Below are 17,696 nucleotides of genomic sequence, written 5' to 3'. Positions count from 1 at the left end.
CCAATCACATCCGGGAAACCCGTCACCCGGGTTGTCTCAGGCGCGATCCTCGATGTCACCTTCTGTTTCCAGGACGGCCGTCCGCAGGGTCTCCAGCGCTTCCTCCGAAGGCGCTACCCACAGGCCGCGTTGCGCCGCCTCCAGCAGGCGCTCGGCGATCCCGTGCCGGGCCCAGGGGTTGGATTTGCGGAAGAACTCCGCGATCTCCGGGCTGGCGACGTACTCCGTGGTGAGCGTCTCGTACATCCAGTCGTCCACCACCCCCGCGGTCGCGTCGTACCCGAAGAGGTAGTCGACCGTGGCGGCCATCTCGAACGCGCCCTTGTAGCCGTGCCGCTGCATCGCGGACATCCAGCGCGGGTTCACCACCCGGGCCCGGAAGACGCGCTTGGTCTCCTCCTCCAGCGTCCGGGTCCTCACCTGCGCCGGTACGGCGGAGTCGCCGATGTAGGCCTTCGGGTTGGACCCGGTCAGGTGCCGGACCATCGCAACCATGCCGCCGTGGTACTGGAAGTAGTCGTCGGAGTCCATGATGTCGTGCTCGCGGGTGTCCGCGTTCTTCGCCGCCACCTGGATCCGGGCGTACGCGCGCTCCATCGACGGCCGGGCCTCCGCGCCGTCGAGGTCCTTGCCGTACGCGTAGCCGCCCCAGACGGCGTACACCTCGGCGAGTTCGGCGTCCGTGCGCCAGTTCCGCGCGTCCACCAGCGGCAGCAGGCCGGCGCCGTACGAGCCGGGCTTCGAGCCGAAGACCCGCGCCGTCGACGAGCGCAGGTCATTGCCCTCGGCAACGTCAGCCTGGACGTGTGCGCGCAGGTAGTTGCCGGACTCGTCTTCGTCGAGCGCGGCAACGGTACGCACCGCCTCGTCGAGCAGCGAGACCACGTGCGGGAAGGCGTCCCGGAAGAACCCGGAGATCCGGATCGTCACATCTACCCGCGGCCGCCCGAGCTCGTCCAGCGGAACGACCTCGAAGCCCTTCACCCGGCGCGAGGCCTCGTCCCAGACCGGACGGCAGCCGAGCAGCCAGAGCACCTCGGCCAGGTCGTCGCCCTGGGTGCGCATCGCGGAGGTACCCCAGATGGTCAGACCGACGGACCGCGGCCACTCCCCCGTCTCCGTCTTGTGCCGGGTCAGCAGTGAATCCGCCAACGCGACGCCGACGTCCCACGCATTGCGGCTCGGGATCGCCTTCGGATCAACGGCGTAGAAGTTCCGCCCGGTCGGCAGGACGTTCACCAGACCACGCGTCGGCGAGCCCGACGGTCCGGCCTCGACGAACCGCCCGTCCAGGGCCCGCAGTACGTTCGTCAACTCGTCGCCGGTACGACCGAGTCGCGGGACGACCTCATCGCAGGCGAACGTCAGCGACGCCTCGACGCCGGCCGACGACCGGCCGAGCACCTCGGTGATCACGACCGGGACCTTCGCGACGTCCCAGCTCAGCGTCTCCATACCGAGGACCAGCTTGCGCGCCACGGCCTCCAGCAGGTCGACGCCGTCGGCACCGCTCACGGCCGGCAGATCCGCCAGCGTCGCGAGGTCGGCCAACTCCGGAACGACCTTGCCGGGATCGGCGAGCATCGCGGCCTCGTCCACGCCGAAGGTCTCCCCCAGCGCCGCCCGCAGACCCGGCACCGCGCCGGACCGGCCGCCCCACATCTGCTGCGCGCGCAGTACTGCGAGCACGAGGTTGACGCGGGCCTCTCCGACCGGACCGCCACCGAGGATGTGCAGCCCGTCGCGGATCTGCACGTCCTTGATCTCGCACAGATAGCCGTCCAGGTGCAGGACGAACTCGTCGAACTCCTCGTCCTCCGGCTTCTCCGAGGTGTGCAGGTCGTGGTGCAACTGGGCTGCCTGGATCAACGTCCAGATCTGCGCCCGCAGTGTCGGCACCTTGTCCGGGTCCAGCGCGGAGACGGTGGCGTAATCGTCCAGGAGGTACTCGAGCTTCGCCATGTCGCCGTACGTCTCGGCGCGGGCCATAGGCGGGACCAGGTGGTCGATGATCACGGCATGCCCGCGGCGCTTGGCCTGGGTCCCTTCACCCGGGTCGTTGACGATGAATGGGTAGACCAGCGGCAGGTTCCCCAGTACCGCGTCCGGCGCGCAGTCCGCCGCCAGCCCGATGCCCTTGCCCGGCAGCCATTCCAGCGTCCCGTGCTTGCCCAGGTGCACCACCGCGTGTGCCCCGAACCCGCCGTCCGCCTCCGTTGCCTCCAGCCACCGGTACGCCGCGAGGTAGTGATGCGAGGGCGCCATGTCCGGATCGTGGTAGATCGCGACCGGGTTCTCCCCGAAGCCCCGGGGCGGCTGGATCATCAGCACCACGTTGCCGAACCGCAGGGCCGCCAGCGCGATCGCCGGCTCCGGCCCGGACTGGTCGACATACATGGTCCCCGGGGCCTCGCCCCAGGCCTCGATCATTGCCGCCTGCAATGTTTCGGGCGTCCGGCCGAACCAGCGCGCGTACGTCGAGAGCGGGATCTTCGCCACCGCGCTCGCCAGTTGCTCGTCGGTCAGCCAGTCCACGTCGTGCCCGCCGGCCGCGATCAGCCGGTGGATCAGGCCGTCGGCCCCGTCCGCTCCCTGCAGTGACTCCAGATCCAGGTCACCGAGGTCGTACCCGGCGTCCTTCAACTGCCCGAGCAGCACGACCGCCGAGGCCGGCGTGTCCAGTCCGACCGCGTTGCCGATGCGCGCGTGCTTGGTCGGGTACGACGACAGCACCAGCGCGAGCTTCTTGTCGGCGGGTCCGACGTGCCGCAGTTTCGCCTGAGCGACCGCGATCCCGGCCAGGCGAGTGCACCGCTCGAGGTCCGGTGCGTAGCTGGCGATCCCCTCGGCGTCGTAGGCCTTGAACGAGAACGGGATGGTGATCAGGCGCCCGTCGAACTCCGGGATGGCGACCTGCGTCGCGGCATCCAGTGGACTGATCGCGGCATCGCTCTCCAGCCACTGCTCGCGCGTCGACGTCAACGCGAGCCCCTGGATCAGCGGGACATCCAGCGACGCCAGCGCACCGGCGTCCCACGAGTCGTCACCACCCGCACTCGCATCCGCCGCGACCGTGCCACCCGCTGCCAGCAGCGTGGTGACGAGTACGTCGCATTCGCGGAGCAGGCCGAACAACTCGGCGTTCTCGGCGCTCGACGGATCCAGCCCGCGCAGCGTCCCGCAGTACACGGGCAGCGCCTGGGCGCCGGCGGCGTCGACAGCATCAGCCAGCGCGTCGACGAAGGCGGTGTTGCCGGAGATCTCGTGCGCCCGGTAGTAGACGATGCCGACCACCGGCCGCTCGTCACGGCTGAACACTCGCCCCGCCCGCACCCCGTACGTCGGCAACGCCCGGGGCGGGTCGAACTCGTCACCGGTCAGCAGCAGGGTGTCCCGCAGGAAGCCGGCCAGGTTCGCGAGGTTCTCGGAGCCGCCTTCGCGGAGGTAGGCGAGCGCCTCCGTGACGGCGCCGGTGGGCACCGTCGACAGCGACATCAGTTCCGCGTCGGGAGCGGCCTCGCCACTGAGCACCACCACCGGGAGTCCCGAGGAGATGACGGCGTCGAGGCCCTCCTCCCAGGCGCGGCGACCGCCGAGCAGGCGGACCACTACGACCTCGACACCGTCGATCAGGGTGGGGACATCCGCCAGGTCGACCCGGGCCGGGTTGGCGACCTTCCAGCCGGCCGCCGCCTGTGACGCGGCGAGCAGATCGGTATCGGCGGTGGAGAGCAGCAAGAGGTTCGCGGGCACGCGCGACCGGTCCTTCCTCGGGGTGTCCACGCCCCAGGTGGCAGGTACGACGGCAGCAGTTCCTGACTCCCACGCAAGCGCGGTCACAGTGGCGGGACCGTCCCGGACTCACACCGGGTTCCTACACAGCCGTCGATGACAGAGGCGACTCTAGCTGACCAGTTCCGGCTGTACTGCGGACCCTGGCGGCCTCCTACCACCGCAGGCGTTTCAAGCGGGTTGTGGCGTTGACCTGGTTGGGAGGTGGGTGTAGGGCGGGAGGACAAGGTTTGTACTGCTGACGCCCTCCGGCTTCGCAAACAAGTCTCTTCAGGCAAGCCACCGGCTTACTACTGAAGGAGACAGCCATGCGTTCCAAGGCCTGGAAACTCCTGGTCATCCTGGTCACAGCCGGCCTCGCCACCCCTGCACTCACCACCTCCGCGACGGCCACCTCGAGCCAGTCGCTCGGCGCCGCCCGATCCGACCCGGCGGTCATCACGCACTGGAACACGATCGCCGCACGGACGATCTTCACCGAGAACGCCACCCCCATCCCGTCCTCGGCCCTGTACTTCGGGTTCACCTCGCTCGCCGTCTTCGACGCGGTGAACGCGATCGAGGGCGGCTACCAGCCCTATCTGCGCCAACCCAAGGTCCGCGGCAAGGCCTCCTCCGAGGCGGCGGCCGCGACAGCGGCGTACCGGGTGCTGAAGTACTACTTCCCGACCTCCGCGACGAACCTCGCGACCGACTACCAGAAGTCGCTCGCCGCGATCCCCGGCGGCAGCGCGAAGGAGCGCGGCAAGAAGGTCGGCGAGCGCGCGGCCGCCGCGATGATCCGGGCACGGCAGGGTGACGGCCGGAACGCCAATATCACCCTGACCACGATTCCCGCGCCGGGAGTGTGGCGACCGACACCGGACGCGTTCGCTCCGATGGTCGTGCCGTGGCTCGGGTTCGTCCGGCCACTCGCGCTCCGCTCTCCCAACCAGATCCGGCTTCCCGGCCCTGACAGGCTCAAGTCGAAGGCGTATGCGCGGGACTTCGCCGAGGTCAAGGCGACAGGCGCGATGACCGGCTCCACCCGGACGCCCGCGCAGACCGAGACTGCCTTGTTCTGGAGTGCCAATGCAGTCCTGCAGTACGAGCAGGCGATGCAGGATCAGGTCACCAAGCGCGGCTGGGGAATCGTCCGGAGCGCCCGGGCCTTCGCCCTGCTCGGTGGCGCTACGGCGGATGCGCTGATCGGCTGCTGGCGCGCGAAGTACGACTACGCCTTCTGGCGGCCGATCACCGCGATCCGGCTGGCCGACACTGATGGCAACCGAGCCACCAAGCCTGATCGGACCTGGACGCCGTTGATCCAGACTCCGGCGTACCCCGACTACGTCAGCGGGCACGCATGCGGCACTGGTGCGACCACCCAGACCTTCGGGTACTTGTTCGGTGCGCGGTCACTGGATCTCGTCGTGACGTCGTCAGTGACCGGCACGACCCGGCACTACAACAGCCTCAGGGCACTCGACGCCGAAACCATGAACGCCAGGATCTGGCTCGGCCTGCACTTCCGCCATGCAATGACCGACGGCAACGGCCTCGGCCACGCCACGGCCAAGTGGATGATCAACCACGAACTGCAGCGCCGCTGACTCTGCAAGCGGTGTGCACGGGGTGATCACTCGGCCCGCAGGGCCGGGTGATCGCTTCGTCAGGGCCGGGCGGTCGCCTTGGGCCAGGTCCAAGCGTGGTGGATCACGAGCGCCAGCAGGATCACCTCGACGGCGCTGCCGAGGAGGTAGTAGTTCCACTCGCCGACGGCGCCGCCGACGACGGTCAGACCGTAGACCGCGGCAACAAGGATGTTCACAACGCGATTCGTCCGCGGGCGCATGATCAACGTCAGGTAGACCATGAGGCTGGGGATGACGATGTAGAGCGTGGTGAGGAAGAGGAACCTCTGGTCGATGTCGAACCCGCCGAGCTTCTCCGCCTCGAGGTCACTCCGGACGTCCGGCCGGTAGAGCGAAAACAGATCGACGTACGCGAAGACGAACAGCATCGCGATCCACAGCGCCGAGATCCGCAACCTCGTATCGATCCGGTTGGAATCGCCGTAGCTGATGACACTGGTCATGATCGCTTCCCCCTCGGTCCACGTCAGCCGCTCGGCGACCCGCAACCAACGCTAGTGAGCCCCCACGGCCTGAACCATCAGGAGTCCGCTGACCCTCCCCTGATTCGCCGCCTGTCGAGGGTGAGGACACCAAACCGGGACCTCGACAGGCTCTGCCTTGTCCGAGGTTCCCCCTTGTTGTCCGAGGTTCCCGCCTGTTGTCCGAGGTCCCGATTGTTGTCCGAGGTCCCGCCTGTCGTCCGAGTCCGCTTGTTGCCCGAGGTCCCCGCTTGTTGTCCGAGGTTCCCGCCTGTCGTCCGAGTCCCCGCTTGTTGTCCGAGATCCCCAGTTGTTGTCCGAGGTCCCGGGATGGTGTTCGGACCCACCACAGGTGCTCGGCCCGGCGGACACCTGGACGGGCACGATGGCTCGTGGGTGGGTGGTCCGGACCGCCAGCACTCACCAACCACGCCCGAACCCCTGACGCGCCGCCTGGCAACGCCCGGCACCCCGCCCTACCGGCGTGGTTGCTGAGTGGTGCCCGTCCGCTGGATCACCCAACTCGGCATCACGTGCCCGGGGCGCGCCTCCCGCGGCAAGATGTGGCCGGGTGGGGAGAGTTCCGGAATGGTGTACGGAGCGACAGGTAGTGCTGGGTTGTTCGCGCAGATCTGAGCGGGTGTGCCGCGTGCTCGATCGGCCTGGCGGCGAGGACTTCCTGTCCCTCGGTACACGATGAGCGATCAGGCGTCTGCACGGTCCGACGGATCAGCCAAAGACCATCGGATGACCTCAACCCACAACCCATCCGCAGGTGAGCCAGTCTCCCAGGGCATACCGGGTGCTGCCCTCGAGCAGCACGTTCGTCAAGGCTGCCCTCCGGCTGCCCGTACGCCGAGCCAGCCCGCCATCATCAAGCGAGCGACCGGGGGCGCGACCCCGGGCCACCCGCACGGAACCAGCCACAGGACTCCCGTCCGCCGAGTCACCTCGCCTTCATCGAGCGAGCGACGGAGGAGCGAGCGTAGGCGGCCGCGTGGGTCGGCGGGCTAGTGGCGGCCTATTGCGTAGTGGGCTGCTAGGAGGTCGGTTCCCCAGTCGTTGCGGAAGTCTCGCCAGACGGAGTGGATGTGGTTGGCGTCGTCCTGGGTGTTGTCGTACTCCGCCAAGAAGGTGGGGCCGGCGATCGAGTAGTAGTGGCCGGCTCCTGGTTCGGTTGCGCCGGCCCAGGCGAAGGTGAGGCGCTCGATGCCCTGCTGGGTGATGTCCTGCCAGGTCTGCAGGCCGATCGGCCCGGCCGCTCGTCCGATGTACTGGCCGATCAGCAGGCTGAAGATCTGCCGATGCTCGGCGTTCAGCTCGCCGTACGGGAGGCCGCGGTGCAGCAGCGCCGGGTCGGCGACCGGGTCGTGGCGGGTGAGCATGTCGTGGGGTGCCTCCGCCGAGACGAGGGCGAGCTCCAGTTGGCCGGGCTCCAGCGCGTGCAGCAACTGGAAGCCAAGGTCCTGTTCGGCGGCGAGGAACCGCCGGCCGGTCTGGGGTCCGGACAGCACCATTGCAGGGTTCGAGCCGAAGAACTGCGGGGTGAAGGAGATCGCGCCGTCCACGAACGTCAGGTGCAGCGCGATGTGATGACCGTTGAGCCGCCAGGCCCACGGCTCCATCCCGGCCGGGTCACCGAGGATCCGGAGGAAGAAGCGCTCCCCCATCGTGGTGCCGGCCCAGCCGCCGATCTCCGCGACCGACAGCGGGTCGTCGAGCTCGCGCAGGATGATCTCGGCCGCCATCACACCGCGCGCGTCGACCAGCGCACGCTCGCTGTACGCGAGCTCGAGCAGACGCATCGCGAGCGCCTCCTGCACCGCCGACAACTCTGCCAATTGGAGTCCCGGCCGGTCGCCCGGCAGGTAGGTCCAGGCTTGGTGGTCAGGGGTGTCAAAAGGCGCGGTGATCTTCGACCGCTGCGCCGGGTCGAGGCTTGCCAGCAGTTCCAGCGCCGCCTCGCGCGACTGCTCTACAACCATGCGGATCGCTCCCGTTGGGTCGGTTCGTACTCGGTCCAGTGCTCGAACGGCCGGTCCAGCTTGTAACGGTAGTCGGGTTGGCGCAGCAGCACCCGGGTCTCGGCGTTGCCCGGGTTGCGCAGGGTCTCGAAGAACTTCACCGACCAGTGGAACCAGCGCATGCAGAACAGGCGCATGGTCAGCCCGTGCGACACCAGCAGCACGTTGCGCGGCGAGTCAGGGGCCTCGAAGTCGCGGTGCATCGTCTCGAGAAAGCTCGACACCCGGTCGTACACATCCGCGCCGGACTCCCCCATGGTGAACCGGTAGAAGAAGTGCCCGAAGTGGTCCCGCAGCGCTTTCTGCGCCTCGATGTCCTTGGTGTCCTGGAAGTTCGCCCAGTCCTGCTCGCGCAGCCGCGGTTCCTCCCGGACCTGGCTGGTCAGGTCGTCCAGGCCGAGCGCGTCGAGCGTCTGCAGGGCCCGCTTGTACGGCGAGACGTAGACCCGGACGGGCTCGTTCGCGAACAGCGCGCGGAGTCCCTTCCCGGCTTCGGCCGACTGCTTGCGGCCGTGCTCGGTGAGCGGGATCGCGTGGTCCGGCACCCGCTCGAAGATCGACTTGTCCAGGTTCGCCTCGGACTCGCCATGCCGGATCAACACGATCCGCAACGGCCGCTGATTCAGGTGCACACCCGTTCCTCTCCTTGCGTCCGAGGAACTGCAGAGACGTGTCGCCACTTCTTCGGACGCAACGCCAGGATCGCGGCGGTCGCGGCGGCGGCGTACGAGACGCGCCGAGCCAGTGCGGCTGTACGGCGGATGTCCGCCACGGCCGGCGGGATTCCGTCGCCCAGGGTGCCGCGGTCCTCCACCTCGTCGCCGTAGGTGTTCGTGCCGCCGAGGCGCAGGCCGAGCGCCCCCGCGAAGGCGGACTCGACCGGTCCGGCGTTCGGGCTCGGGTGCTTCAGGGCGTCGCGCTGCCAGATTCGCCAGACCTCCTGCGGCCGTCCCGAGACCGCGCCGGTGAGAACCGCGCACGCGCGAGCCGGCAGCAGGTTGACCAGGTCGTCGAAACGAGCCGAGGCCCAGCCGAAGTTCCGGTACTTCGCCGACTTGTACCCGACCATCGCGTCCAGCGTGTTCGCCGCGCGGTAACCGATCAGCCCGGGGATGCCGAGCAGGCCGCCCCACAGCAGCGGAGCCACGGTCGCGTCGGAGGTGTTCTCGGCCACCGACTCCACCGTCGCCCGGGCGAGCTCGTCCGCTTCCAGGTCGGTGGCGTCGCGGCTGCAGAGGTGCCCAAGTCTCGCCCGCGCCTGAGGGAGGTCCTTCTCCTCCAGGAACCCGGCCATCACCTCGGCCTCGCGCTCCAGGCTGCGTCCGCCGAGCACCGCCCAGGTGGCAACCGCCGTGAGCAGCGTCCGCGCGACGGGCCTGCCCTGCGTCAACCGCTCGGCGACCACTCCGGCCGCTGTCGCCGACCCCACCAGCAGCACCGTGTACGCCGTACCGGCCGCGCGGGTGTCGTCGTACAGGCGGGTCTCGGCGCGTGCGGCGACCTGGCCGAACCCGGCCACCGGGTGGAACCGGCGCGGGTCGCCCAGCAGCCGGTCGGCAGCGAAGCCGAGGAGGAGACCGAGTGTTCTGGACACGCCCGGCAGTCTGCCAGGCCCGGCAAGATCCGCGCGCACTGTCCACAGGTGTGAAGGCGTTGCGGCACTCGGGTGGGTGGTGTGGAAAAGTAACGATCATGGGAATTGCAGACCTCCTCGCCGGCGTCACCGGGCAGGGCGATTTCGGCGTCTGGCTGGGCGGGCTCGACGGCCAGGCGGCGTTCACGCATGACGCCGACCGGACGCACTACTCGGCGAGCACGATGAAGTTGCCGGTGGCGATGGCGATGATGCGCAAGGTCGAGGCGGGTGAGCTCGCGCTCGACCAGCCGGTGACGGTGCACAACGACTTCGCGTCCGCGGCCGAAGGGCGGTTCGGGGTGAACCCGGCCGAGGACGAGGCGCCCGCGACCTGGACGAAACTGGGCGAGCAAGTGCCACTCGGCTGGCTCGCCACCGAGATGATCACCAAGTCCAGCAATCTCGCGACCGATCTGGTGCTCGAGCTCACCGGGGTGGACGCGGCGAACGCGGTACTGGCGGAGTACGGGTCGGGCGCGAGCGTGATCCGCCGCGGCATCGACGACGCGGGTGCCCAGGCGGCGAGGATCAGCAACCTGATGAGCCCGGCGGACCTGGCCGCGGTACTGGTTGCGGTGGGCAATGACAAGGGCGCCTCGGGTGAGTATGTGCGCGACCTGCTGGCCGGCAACAACTGGAACGGCGAGATCCCGGCCGGAGTGCCGGAGGGCACTCGGGTCGAGCACAAGAACGGGTGGGATCTGCGGATCCGGCACGACGGCGGCATCGTCCGGCCGGCGGACGCGGAGCCCTTCGTGCTCGTTGTGTGCACGACCTCGGAGCTGCCCGACCAGGAAGCGCAGAAGTTGATCGCCGCCATCGCGACACAAGCCTGGGACAACCGGCACGACCTGGAGGCTGTCCAGTGAGGATCACCACGCACCTGGTCTCGGCGCCGCTGCACACGCCCTTCGTCACCGCCTTGCGGACGGCCACGCATGCCGACTCGCTGCTGGTCGAGATCAGCGACGGCTCTGTCAGCGGCTGGGGTGAGTGCCCGCAGGTCTGGAAGGTGACCGGCGAGTCGCTCGCCGGAGCCCAGGCCTGCGTCGAAGGTCCGCTCACGACAGCGCTGGGCGACCTCGGACCGGACGACCTCACCGAGGCGCTGCGCCGGGTCCAGGGCGCGGTCCAGGCGAACTTCGGCGCCAAGGCCGCGGTGGACATCGCCCTGCACGACCTGGCCGCCCGCCGTCGAGGTCAGACCCTGCACGGCTTCCTCGGATCCACGGTCAGCGTGGTCCGGACGGACGTGACGCTGTCCGCCGGGGACCCCGAGGCCCTCGCGGCCGCCGGGGTGGCTCGGGTCGCCGACGGGTTCGACGTCCTCAAGGTCAAGGTCGGCACGGGCAACGCCGCGGCCGACTTCGAGCGCGTCCGCCGGATCCGCGAGGCGATCGGGCCCGGCCCGCGGCTGCGCCTGGACGCGAACCAGGGCTGGAACCGCCGCGACGCCGTCGCTGCGATCCGAGCGCTCGAAGACGCCGGCTGCGACATCGAACTCGTCGAACAACCGCTGCCGGCCCCCGATCTGGAGGGCATGGCCTGGGTCACCGACCGGGTCAGTACGCCGATCCTCGCCGACGAGTCTGTGTACGGCGTCCGGGACCTGGTGGCGGTGATCCGGCATGGCGCGGCGGATCTGGTGAACGTCAAGCTCGCCAAGTGCGGCGGACTCGGCCCGGCCCGGACCCTGCTGGAACTGGCCCGCGAGCACGGGCTCGGGTCGATCGTCGGCTCGATGATGGAGAGCCACGTCGGCGTCGGAGCGGCCGCCGCCCTGGTCGCGGCGTACCCGACAACGACGGTCAACGACCTGGACGCGGCGTGGTGGCTGAAGGAGGCTCCGGTGGTGGGCGGGATCCGCTACGAGGGCTCGACGATCCACCTGCCGACGGGCGCTGGAATGGGCGTGACAGGCTTGACCGCATGAAGCTAGTTGCTGCCAAAGTCCCGGTCAGCACCGTGTGGACCTCACCCGATGCGCCGCGTGACATCGATGCCCCTGCGACCGCCGCCCAGCCCGATGTGGCTGCCTGGGCCAAGTCCATGGACACCGAAACCCGCCTCGGCCTGCACGGCCGAACCCTGACCCAACTCCTGTACGCCGAGCCGGTGCTGGTCCGCTCCGAGCGGAACGGCTGGTCCGAGATCCTCGCGCCGTGGCAGCCGTCCTCCGCCGACGACCTCGGGTATCCCGGCTGGGTGCCGTCAAGTCACCTGGGTGAGCTGCCGAGCAGCGCCACCTCGCCGGTGGCCGTCACCGTGCCGTCCGCCGAGTTGTTCGCCGAGCCCGGATCGGGGCATCTGGCCGAACTGTCGTTCGCGACCGTGCTCGCGTCGGTCGAGCAGGCCGACGGGTTCACCCGGGTGGCGCTGCCGGACGGTGGGCTGGGGTGGCTGGCGGATTCGGCGCTGCGTGCTGTCGAGTCGCCGGCGGCGGCCGAGGACCGGATCCGGTTGGGCTCGTTTTTCCTCGGGCTCGAGTACCTGTGGGGCGGGACCTCGACGCACGGGCTGGACTGTTCAGGGCTGATCCACGCGGTGAGCCGGGTGCTCGGTCAGCGGATCCCGCGGGACGCGCACGACCAGGCTGCCGCGCTGGAGCAGATCCCGGTCGACGAGGCCAAGCCGGGAGACCTGTACTTCTTCGGCCGCCCGGGCAAGAAGATCCACCACGTCGGCTTCGTCTCCGCCGAAGGCATGCTGCACGCCTCCGAAACCGGCAAACGCCTGGAGAACGAACCCCTGCCCCCCGAGCGCCGAGAAACCCTGGTAACCGCCGCCCGCTTCTGACCCCGGCGTACGGCCTCTGACAAGGCAAGCGCCCGGTCCCCACGAGAGGCCGGGCGCTTGGTGTTCAGGTGGTCAGGACTTCTTGGAGTCTGATTGCTCGGGTTCCTGGATGCCTTCGATCTCGGCGCGGGTGGCTTCGTCGAGTTCGCCGCCTCCGGCCTGCGCGGCCAGCCTGTGGGAGTCGGTGACCTGCTCGGTCGCCGGGCTCGGGTCCGCAGAACCCTCGTCCGACTCGTCGTCGGCGGGCCGGGGCGGCATGTTGCGGGACTTGCGCAGGCTCAGGACCGTGGTGATGCCGAGCGTGATGATGATGAAGCCGAGCGAGACCCAGATCGGGATCTCCGGCGCCCAGCTGATGTGCTCGCCACCGTTGATGAACGGCAACTCGTTCTCGTGCATCGCGTGCAGCACCAGCTTCACGCCGATGAAGGCGAGCACGACCGACAGGCCGAGCGACAGGTAGACCAGCCGGCGCAGCAGGTCGCCGAGCAGGAAGTACAGCTGGCGCAGACCCATCAGGGCGAACACGTTCGCGGTGAAGACCAGGAAGGGCTCCTGGGTCAGACCGTAGATCGCCGGGATCGAGTCGAGCGCGAACAGCAGGTCGGTGGTGCCGAGCGCGATGATCACGATCGCCATCGGGGTGACGAGTCGCTTGCCGTTCTGCACGACGGTCAGCTTGACGCCGTTGTACTCGTCGGTGGCCTTCAGCCGACGCTTGGCGAACCGGATGACCGCGTTCTCCTTGTAGTCCTCGTCGTCGTTCTCACCCTGCCGGGCCAGGTGGACGGCGGTGTAGACCAGGAACGCGCCGAACAGGTAGAAGACCCAGGAGAACTCGTTGATCGCGGCCGCGCCGACGGCGATGAAGATGCCGCGGAAGAACAGCGCCAGGATGATGCCGACCAGCAGAGCCGTCTGCTGGTACTTCCTCGGCACCTGGAACCTGGCCATGATGATCAGGAAGATGAAGAGGTTGTCGACACTCAGGCTGTACTCCGTCAGCCAGCCGGCGAAGAACTCGCCCGCGTACTGCCCACCGGAGAACACCCACACGCCGAGGCCGAAGATGACCGCCAGCGAGACGTAGAAGACGATCGCTGTGGCGGACTCCTTGGTGCTGGGCTCGTGCGGTCGGCGTCCGATGATGAACACATCGAAGGCCAGCAGGGCGAGCAGCACCCCGACGGTGATGTACCAGACATAGTCGGCAACGTGCACAGGAACCTCCGGAGCTCAGACGACAGTGGACTCCGAAGGTCTCTTCCGCCTGGCTCGATCAGTCGAACCTGGCCGGCGGCACCGGGCGCGAGGGAAAGAACCCCTGACCGTGATGACGATACCGCCGCGAAAGGAATACTCCCCTTCAACTGGACCCATTCTGGCTGGTTGGTGTCCGAGTTTCCAAATCGGGGACGGCGATTCCGCCTGTCGGGATGATCACGTCCAGCGACGGGAATAACCTGTCTGCGTAGTCAGGTTGGGATCGGTGGACGTCTGGACTTCGGCAGTTTCGCCACGATCGTCTCGTATGACGTGTCCACCAGCTCGAGGATCTCGTCGTCGGGCACCGCACCGCCGAGGCGCACGCTGTTCCACCCCGAGCGCCCGATGTAGGCGCTCTTCGTGACGTCCTCGGGATAGCTCCTGACGAGCTCGTCGGCCTCCTCGCGGTTGTTGCCGCACTTGATCCCGACGGACTCACCCCCGCCGAGGAACGCGAAGATCTTGTCCCCGACCTTCGCCACCGTGTCCCCCTCCCACGGCTCGTCCTGCCACGCCCCGGGTTTCCCGAGGCAGTGCTCCAGCAACTCGTCCGCCGTCAGCCTCATGCGCTATTCCCTCCGTGCGTCCCTGTGGTTCACGGCTTCGACATTGTTGCCGTCGGGGTCGCGGACGAAGACGCCGTAGTAGGTCTCGTGGTACTCGGGCCACACGCGTGGCTCGTGCAGGATCTCGGCGTCCAGCTCTCGCGCCACGGCGTAGACCTGGTCCACGGTTGCGCGGTCGGGAGCGGAGAAGGCGATGTGGATCTCTCGCTGCACCCCGCCCTGCGCCTTCCCGAGCCAGAACCTCGGCATCCCGTCCGGCCCGGCCAGCCCGAGCACATCCCCGAAGTCCATCGCCACCGTGACTCCCAGCGGCGCCAGCAACCGCTCGTAGAACGCCCTGCTCGCCGCCAGGTCGTCACACTGCACCGACACGTGATCCAGCATCAGCCTCCCCTTCCGTCCCCCGATCCCTATCACGGACCACGGACAACCGGCTGAGCTTCGCGGTAAATGGCGAGCCCCCACCGACGACGGGTCGGTGAGGGCTCGGGTGCCGGTTGTCGCTCGGCGCCGGGCTACTCCGGCGCCGAGCTGATCGGAGCCGGTGCTACTTGGCGCCGGCGTTGACCATCTGGCGGAGTTCCTTCTTCAGTTCGGAGATCTCGTCGCGGTAGCGGGCGGCGACCTCGAACTGGAGCTCGGCGGCCGCGTTGTGCATCTGGTCGGTGAGTTGCTGGATCAGATCGGCCAGGTCGGACGACGGCAGACCGCCGGCCAGTTCCTTCGCCTTCTCCCCCGCCCTCGCCTTGCCACCACCCGGCACCGGAGCCTTGCCGCGGCTCTGGGTCCGCCCGCTGCCCAGCAGTTCGGCCGTGTCGGCGTCCTCGCGGGCGAGCATGTCGGTGATGTCCGCGATCCGCTTCCGCAGCGGCTGCGGGTCCACTCCGTGCTCGGTGTTGTAGGCGACCTGCTTCGCCCGGCGGCGGTTAGTCTCGTCGATCGCCATCTCCATCGACGGCGTGATCTTGTCCGCATACATGAACACGGCACCCGAGACGTTTCGCGCCGCACGGCCGATCGTCTGGATCAGCGACCGCCCGGACCGCAGGAAGCCCTCCTTGTCCGCGTCGAGGATCGCGACCAGCGACACCTCGGGCAGGTCGAGACCTTCTCGCAGCAGGTTGATGCCGACCAGCACGTCGTACTCGCCCATCCGCAGCTCGCGGAGCAGCTCGACCCGGCGCAGGGTGTCCACCTCGCTGTGCAGGTACCTGGTCCGGATGCCCATCTCGAGCAGGTAGTCGGTCAGGTCCTCGGACATCTTCTTGGTCAGCGTCGTGACGAGCACCCGCTCATCCTTCTCGACCCGGAGCCGGATCTCGTGGATCAGGTCGTCGATCTGCCCCTTGGTCGGCTTCACGATCACCTCGGGGTCGATCAGACCCGTCGGCCGGATGAGCTGCTCGACGAAGCCGTCCGACTTGTCCTGCTCGTACTGCCCCGGGGTGGCGGACAGGTAGACCGTCTGGCCGATCCGCTCCAGGAACTCCTCCCAGCGCAGCGGCCGGTTGTCCATCGCCGACGGCAGCCGGAAGCCGTGCTCCACCAGGGTCCGCTTGCGGGACATGTCGCCCTCGTACATCCCGCCGATCTGCGGCACGGTGACGTGCGACTCGTCGATCACCAGCAGGAAGTCTTCGGGGAAATAGTCGAGCAGACAGTGCGGCGCAGTACCGGCCTCGCGGCCGTCGGTGTGCCGGGAGTAGTTCTCGATCCCGGAGCAGGTGCCGATCTGGCGCATCATCTCGATGTCGTACGTCGTCCGCATCCGCAGCCGCTGTGCCTCCAGCAGCTGTCCGCCGCGCTCCAGCTCGGCCAGCCGCTCGGCCAGCTCGGCCTCGATGCTGTTGATCGCGCGCTCCATCTTCTCGGGCGCGGTCACGTAATGCGTCGCGGCGCCGATGTAGAGCTCGGTCTCCTCGCTCAGCACCTCGCCGGTCAGCGGGTGCAGCGTCATCAGCCGCTCGATCTCGTCGCCGAAGAACTCCACCCGGACGGCCAGCTCCTGGTACACCGGGAAGACCTCAAGCGTGTCGCCGCGGACCCGGAACGTGCCGCGGGTGCCGGCCAGGTCGTTCCGCGCGTACTGCACGCCGACCAGCTTGCGGAGCAGGCCGTCGCGGTCGGTCTCGTCGCCGACCTTCACGTGGATCATCCGGTTCAGGTACTCGTCGGCGGAGCCCAGGCCGTAGATGCAGGACACGGTCGCGACCACGACCACGTCGCGCCGGGTCAGCAGGGACCAGGTCGCGGAGTGCCGGAGCCGCTCCACCTCCTCGTTGATCGAGGAGTCCTTCTCGATGTAGGTGTCCGTCTGCGGGACGTACGCCTCGGGCTGGTAGTAGTCGTAGTACGACACGAAGTACTCGACCGCGTTCTCGGGGAAGAAGTGCCGCAGCTCGTTCGCGAACTGGGCGGCGAGCGTCTTGTTCGGCTGCAGGATCAGCATCGGCCGCTGGATCTTCTCGGCGAGCCACGCGATCGTCGCCGTCTTACCGGTACCGGTCGCGCCCAGCAGCACCACGTCCTGCTCGCCCGCGTTGATCCGGCGCTCGAGCTCGGCGATGGCGGCCGGCTGGTCGCCGGCCGGGTCGAAGTCGGACACCACCTCGAGGGGGGCGACCATACGCTGGAGATCGGTGACCTGTCTCATGCCCTCCACCGTACGGCCCGCCGTCGACAGTTTCCCGTCCCGGCCCTTCCGCCAACGGTGAACGGGCTGGTCAGAAGCTCTTTTCCAGGGTCCGGTTCATGTAGACCAGCTCCGTCACCCGACGGTTGTAGACGCTGACCTCCAGGCCGGCGTCCGACGCGGTGATCGTGCCGGACCCGTCCTGGTACGCCGACACGAACCCCCGGAACGGCACCAGCTTGCCGCTCGTGGACTTCACGTTCGCGGAGTAGCTGAGCCAGTAGCAGGACTTGAGCACCGGGTTGATGCACTTCACCGGGTTGCCCTTGCTGATCCGGACGTCCTGGAACGAGTTGGACTCGATGTCGACCAGGTGCTCGGCGAACGACTTGGCGGAGTCGTACATCTGCGTCTGGCGGACCCAGTAGTAACCATCGATGAACCCGCGCCGGCCTGGGTCCGGCAGCAGGTAGTACTTGCCCGACATGGTCTTGTCGGTACCAGGCTGCCAGCCCTTCGCAGGGGTGAACCAGACGCCGCCGCCCACCTCGACCCCGGTGTCGTACCGGCCCTTGGTGATCTCCGGCTTGGTCGGCGTCGGCGGGGTGTAGAGCGTGCCGATCGGGTCCGGCGTCACGCTGTCACCGGCTACGGGCGGATCCTGCTTCTCGTCGCCACCGCCCGTGACGAGCAGGACCACACCGACCGCGATCAGCAGTACGGCCATCACGGCGCCGCCCATCACGATCCACTGCGTACGGCTGGACTTCGCCGGACGGAACTGCGGCGGCCCCATCGGGCCAGGACCCCAACCACCCTGGGCAGGCGGTTGCTGCGGAGGTCCGTACTGCTGACTCATGAGCGCCCCTCGCGGTGTGTCATGGGATGT

Annotated in this window: 14 protein-coding genes and 1 riboswitch; of the genes, 4 read left to right on the top strand and 10 right to left on the bottom strand. The window is 68.5% G+C overall.

All coding sequences use genetic code 11. The features are described 5' to 3' along the window. Positions 1-36: 36 nt before the first annotated feature. Positions 37-3,753: a cobaltochelatase subunit CobN gene (gene cobN, locus ACFPJ1_RS41365; protein ID WP_380111875.1), complete on the bottom strand. Its 3,717-nt coding sequence runs from the start codon at positions 3,751-3,753 to the stop codon at positions 37-39. 37 nt (positions 3,754-3,790) lie between these two features. Then, positions 3,791-3,921: riboswitch (cobalamin riboswitch) on the bottom strand. Between the two features lie 179 nt (positions 3,922-4,100). On the opposite strand from cobN, the gene ACFPJ1_RS41360 reads away from it, so the two are divergent. After that, on the top strand, positions 4,101-5,384 hold the full coding sequence (locus tag ACFPJ1_RS41360) for a vanadium-dependent haloperoxidase (RefSeq protein ID WP_380111874.1): 1,284 nt from the start codon (positions 4,101-4,103) through the stop codon (positions 5,382-5,384). Between the two features lie 59 nt (positions 5,385-5,443). Here ACFPJ1_RS41360 and ACFPJ1_RS41355 read toward each other — a convergent pair whose 3' ends face one another. The 4 genes from ACFPJ1_RS41355 to ACFPJ1_RS41340 all read right to left on the bottom strand — a co-directional run bounded on the left by ACFPJ1_RS41355 (position 5,444) and on the right by ACFPJ1_RS41340 (position 9,505). Beyond that, positions 5,444-5,869, bottom strand: coding sequence for a DUF6326 family protein (locus ACFPJ1_RS41355; protein WP_380111873.1), 426 nt, complete (start codon positions 5,867-5,869; stop codon positions 5,444-5,446). A 1,028-nt stretch (positions 5,870-6,897) separates the two neighbouring features. Continuing rightward, positions 6,898-7,872 carry a DUF3500 domain-containing protein gene (locus ACFPJ1_RS41350; RefSeq protein ID WP_380111872.1) on the bottom strand — a complete coding sequence of 325 codons (975 nt, stop codon included), beginning with the start codon at positions 7,870-7,872 and terminating at the stop codon, positions 6,898-6,900. After that, positions 7,863-8,543: a histidine phosphatase family protein gene (locus ACFPJ1_RS41345; RefSeq protein ID WP_380111871.1), complete on the bottom strand. Its 681-nt coding sequence runs from the start codon at positions 8,541-8,543 to the stop codon at positions 7,863-7,865. The genes ACFPJ1_RS41350 and ACFPJ1_RS41345 overlap by 10 nt, the downstream gene beginning before the upstream one ends. Continuing rightward, the gene (locus ACFPJ1_RS41340) at positions 8,534-9,505 is read right to left on the bottom strand and encodes a cobalamin biosynthesis protein (protein ID WP_380111870.1); all 972 of its coding nucleotides are present in this window, start codon (positions 9,503-9,505) and stop codon (positions 8,534-8,536) included. The genes ACFPJ1_RS41345 and ACFPJ1_RS41340 overlap by 10 nt, the downstream gene beginning before the upstream one ends. Positions 9,506-9,603: 98 nt before the next feature. On the opposite strand from ACFPJ1_RS41340, the gene ACFPJ1_RS41335 reads away from it, so the two are divergent. Genes ACFPJ1_RS41335 through ACFPJ1_RS41325 form a run of 3 tightly spaced genes read left to right on the top strand, consistent with a single transcriptional unit; the run spans position 9,604 to position 12,343 of the window. Continuing rightward, positions 9,604-10,416, top strand: coding sequence for a serine hydrolase (locus ACFPJ1_RS41335; RefSeq protein ID WP_380111869.1), 813 nt, complete (start codon positions 9,604-9,606; stop codon positions 10,414-10,416). After that, positions 10,413-11,480, top strand: a complete 1,068-nt coding sequence (locus ACFPJ1_RS41330) for a mandelate racemase/muconate lactonizing enzyme family protein (RefSeq protein WP_380111868.1) — start codon at positions 10,413-10,415, stop codon at positions 11,478-11,480. The genes ACFPJ1_RS41335 and ACFPJ1_RS41330 overlap by 4 nt, the downstream gene beginning before the upstream one ends. Beyond that, the gene (locus ACFPJ1_RS41325) at positions 11,477-12,343 is read left to right on the top strand and encodes a C40 family peptidase (protein WP_380111867.1); all 867 of its coding nucleotides are present in this window, start codon (positions 11,477-11,479) and stop codon (positions 12,341-12,343) included. Before ACFPJ1_RS41330 ends, ACFPJ1_RS41325 begins: the two co-directional genes overlap by 4 nt. Positions 12,344-12,415: 72 nt before the next feature. On the opposite strand, the gene ACFPJ1_RS41320 is transcribed toward ACFPJ1_RS41325, so the two are convergent. The 5 genes from ACFPJ1_RS41320 to ACFPJ1_RS41300 all read right to left on the bottom strand — a co-directional run bounded on the left by ACFPJ1_RS41320 (position 12,416) and on the right by ACFPJ1_RS41300 (position 17,666). Continuing rightward, positions 12,416-13,564: a TerC family protein gene (locus tag ACFPJ1_RS41320; RefSeq protein WP_380111866.1), complete on the bottom strand. Its 1,149-nt coding sequence runs from the start codon at positions 13,562-13,564 to the stop codon at positions 12,416-12,418. 254 nt (positions 13,565-13,818) lie between these two features. Beyond that, entirely contained in the window at positions 13,819-14,175 is a 357-nt protein-coding gene (locus ACFPJ1_RS41315; RefSeq protein ID WP_380111865.1) for an MmcQ/YjbR family DNA-binding protein, read from the bottom strand. A gap of 3 nt (positions 14,176-14,178) precedes the next feature. Next, positions 14,179-14,559: a VOC family protein gene (locus ACFPJ1_RS41310; RefSeq protein ID WP_380111864.1), complete on the bottom strand. Its 381-nt coding sequence runs from the start codon at positions 14,557-14,559 to the stop codon at positions 14,179-14,181. A gap of 163 nt (positions 14,560-14,722) precedes the next feature. Continuing rightward, positions 14,723-16,828, bottom strand: a complete 2,106-nt coding sequence (gene uvrB / locus ACFPJ1_RS41305) for an excinuclease ABC subunit UvrB (RefSeq protein WP_380111863.1) — start codon at positions 16,826-16,828, stop codon at positions 14,723-14,725. 70 nt (positions 16,829-16,898) lie between these two features. Beyond that, positions 16,899-17,666, bottom strand: a complete 768-nt coding sequence (locus ACFPJ1_RS41300; RefSeq protein WP_380111862.1) for a hypothetical protein — start codon at positions 17,664-17,666, stop codon at positions 16,899-16,901. Positions 17,667-17,696: the final 30 nt, after the last annotated feature.

The organism is Kribbella qitaiheensis, assembly GCF_042657745.1.
GTDB classification, from domain to species: Bacteria; Actinomycetota; Actinomycetes; order Propionibacteriales; family Kribbellaceae; genus Kribbella; species Kribbella qitaiheensis.
Note: the sequence above shows the minus strand (reverse complement) of the source record. Positions and strands in the feature narration are given on the sequence as shown.